Consider the following 2,817-nt stretch of genomic DNA (forward strand, 5'->3'; position numbering starts at 1 on the left):
GCCCGTAGACCAGCCAGCCCACCAGCAGCCCCAGAAGCGCCGCCCCCACCGAGACTTTCAGTCCCCTTGTCATCGGGGTAACCGGTGCAACTCACCGCGTTTACTTCCGCCGTCCTTTGCAGCCCAAGGCTTTCGGCTTTCGACCGGCGCTCTGCAAAAAGCCAGGTTTTCGAAAATACCTTTTTGTACAAAAAACCCCCCTTCTCTTTCGAAAAACTGCCAGTGGCCACAAACCCGTCAACCCCAAGGATTTGAAACACTTATTCCTACCGACGCTATCAATTACTCCTGGTAAGAATTAGGATAACAACGCTTCATTTTCGAAAAAATTTCTGCAGGCAACCACCACCCGCTTTTTACAATTACATCAATAACGAATTTTGTCACTTCCGGAATAAATCCTGCAAATTGAATTCAACTTTTTCTTAAAAGCCCAGCACCCGATAGTCTGAGCGGTAGCCCAGCACTAAGTTCCAACCTGAGTGCTGGGCGTTATCAGCCCCCGTAACAGACGTGCCAGTACGGGCAACCCTCGTAGCAATCCCCCGTCCCCGGATCAACCTCCTCGGCCACCAGGCGGGCCTTCTCGTCCCGGGCTTCGATAAACCATTGCCGCAGCTCGTCGCTGATGATGTGGATATCTTTTTTGACGATCAGGCGGTCGCCGCGGAACTCGCCGTAAACGATGCAGCCGAGGTTGACCGGGAACTCGTGGAGCGCCTCCATCACCAGGGCGTAGCCGGTAGTGGTCAGCCGGTGAAAATCGCGCGGCCTGTCAAATTTCAGGTCGAGAACCATCGGTTCCCAGAAAACGCAGGCGTCGGTGCTGAGATTGGAGCTTAAGCCCAGGAAAGAGCCGTCGAGCTTCTGCTCCACCACTACCGGCAGCGCCAGGCTGACCAGGGAATCCTCGCCGATGTAAGGCTGTTTGGTGAGGATTTCCTGCAGCCGCGCCAGTACGCGGGTTTTCTCGAAGGCCGCCAAGATTTCCACCTTCGAGGCGGTATCGGCAAGCTCCTCCGGCGCGAGCTGCTCTGCCCAAGCGTCAAGCGGCAAAACAGGGTGGTTCTGCACCCGCTCTACGATTGTCCGGTAGTTGGCCACCCCTTCGCCGTAGATCGCCCGCTTCACGGCTACGATCACGTCGGCGACCACGGCGTGGAAGATCGTCCCCTGGAGCATCGCCAGGTTGGGCCGCCCCTTCTCCCTTTGGACCCGGCGCAGGAAAATGTCGCGCCCGGTCGGGCAGTAGGCGTTCGCCACCTCGTAGAGCGCCAGGACCACATCGCGGTAAACGGGTTCGAGGGGCGGCTGGTGCCAGTTCCAGCCCCGCAACTCCTCGGCAACGCCGCGCTCCCGCGCCCGCGGCAGGTGGTAGCGCAGCAGGTGTTTTTTTTCCTCATCCGTAAAAAAGTACATTATCCCACGTCCCCGCAATAGTTCCGGTACTCGCAGTCGGCGCAGCGCCCGCGCCGCCGGGGCACTTCCGGAAAGCGCTCCTGCGCGACGAGATTCCGCACGGCGCCGATCAGCCTTTTGGTGTGAAGCCGGGCTTCAGGGGTTAATTCGATGTAGTGCGCCCGTTTGTGCGGAATGAGGTAGATGAAGCCGCCGCGCACCGGCCGACCGAAATGGTCTTCCAAAAGCAGGGCGTAAGCGACCAACTGGTACTTGTGGTTGAGCGCCACCCGGCAGGCGTTTTTGAAGTCGACCGGGAAGTTGCCGCGTGGCGTGGCGACGTACATATCGAGCACCCCTTCGAGCCCGAGGCGCGCCGAGTAAAAATAAGCGTTGAAACGCCGCTCACCTTCAGAAAGTCCGTAAGCCCGCAGCCGCCGCCGTTCCTCCAACCGCGCCGTAGTGAAATGTTCCTCCTTGCCGATTACCATTTTCGCCGTTACCTTCTTTTCCACCGGCGCCACGTAGGTAAAATAAATGATCCGCGGGCAGTAGAGGTACTGCTTCAGGTCGCCAACCTTAACGACCACCGCCCGGCCCCCTCGGCCTGCATCCTTCATTCTCAATAAATCAGCGGCCCCCTGCCGCCCTGTGCTTCCTGCACCCGGCAGGCCGCCTCCTCCGGCACCGCAATCTCAAGCATCAGCGTCAGGTCCTTGTCACAAATCGGGCAGATGATGATTTTTCCTTCGTTTTTACCTAAAACCCGCCTCAGCCGCTGGTAAAGCTCCTGGCGGCGGTTCTGGTTGAGCGGCCCGAAAAAGGTCGAATACTGGATGTGGGTGAGCCCGTAGTCCTTGCAGGTTTCAAAAACCTTCGCCCGGATGCGGTCGTCCGGAATATCGTAAACCACCAACGTCTTCATCCTTCATACTTCACCCTTCGGTCCCTACCACCCAGCTACAAACGGCTTATACCGCCCCTCACCCCGCAGGAAACTCGCGACCCGCCGCGCCTGCCGCTGGATGATCGTCTTGAGCTTATGCTTTTTGCCATCGTAGTTTTCTTCTGCTTCCAATCGTTCCAATACCCGCTGCGCTAATTCCCGGCGGGAGGCGTCGGTTAGCCTCCCTTCCTCCATCTTGACGGCGCCGCCCCGTAACAACATCCCCACGACCGTCCGGTCCACGACGCAAGCACGAAACTCCTCCGTCAGATCGAGCACCAGGCTGGGCTTCCCCGGCCGGTCGGTATGCAGAAACCCGGCAAAGGGCTCCAGGCCCGCCAGCATCACCGCGCCCCAGACCTGGGAGTACAGTATCCCGTACCCGTAATTCAGCGCCGCATTAACCGGGTCCGCCGCGCCCCGGCGCTCCCGGCCCGCAAACTCTACTCTTTCGCCGAGCAGGAGCCCGATCC

At 59.2% G+C, this 2,817-nt stretch carries 5 protein-coding genes; all 5 read right to left on the bottom strand.

The window, feature by feature from the left end:
- Positions 1–191: hypothetical protein (locus tag ACUVTA_RS09320; RefSeq protein WP_445952662.1), on the bottom strand; the 191-nt coding region annotated here is incomplete at its 3' end.
- A 304-nt stretch (positions 192–495) separates the two neighbouring features.
- Entirely contained in the window at positions 496–1,419 is a 924-nt protein-coding gene (gene cas4a / locus ACUVTA_RS09325) for a type I-A CRISPR-associated protein Cas4/Csa1 (protein WP_445952663.1), read from the bottom strand.
- A complete protein-coding gene (cas4, locus tag ACUVTA_RS09330) occupies positions 1,419–1,988 on the bottom strand; it encodes a CRISPR-associated protein Cas4 (RefSeq protein WP_445952664.1) in 570 nt (189 codons plus the stop codon). Before cas4 ends, cas4a begins: the two co-directional genes overlap by 1 nt.
- A gap of 32 nt (positions 1,989–2,020) precedes the next feature.
- Positions 2,021–2,323, bottom strand: a complete 303-nt coding sequence (gene cas2 / locus ACUVTA_RS09335; protein ID WP_445952665.1) for a CRISPR-associated endonuclease Cas2 — start codon at positions 2,321–2,323, stop codon at positions 2,021–2,023.
- A gap of 24 nt (positions 2,324–2,347) precedes the next feature.
- A partial coding sequence (gene cas1 / locus ACUVTA_RS09340; protein WP_445952666.1) for a CRISPR-associated endonuclease Cas1 occupies positions 2,348–2,817 on the bottom strand: 470 nt, incomplete at its 5' end.

This window comes from Thermodesulfitimonas sp. (assembly GCF_052743955.1).

Coding starts and splice junctions, on each gene's coding strand:
- cas4a (WP_445952663.1), bottom strand. CDS start 1,419: ATGTACTTTTTTACGGATGAGGAAAAAAAACACCTGCTGCGCTACCAC.
- cas2 (WP_445952665.1), bottom strand. CDS start 2,323: ATGAAGACGTTGGTGGTTTACGATATTCCGGACGACCGCATCCGGGCG.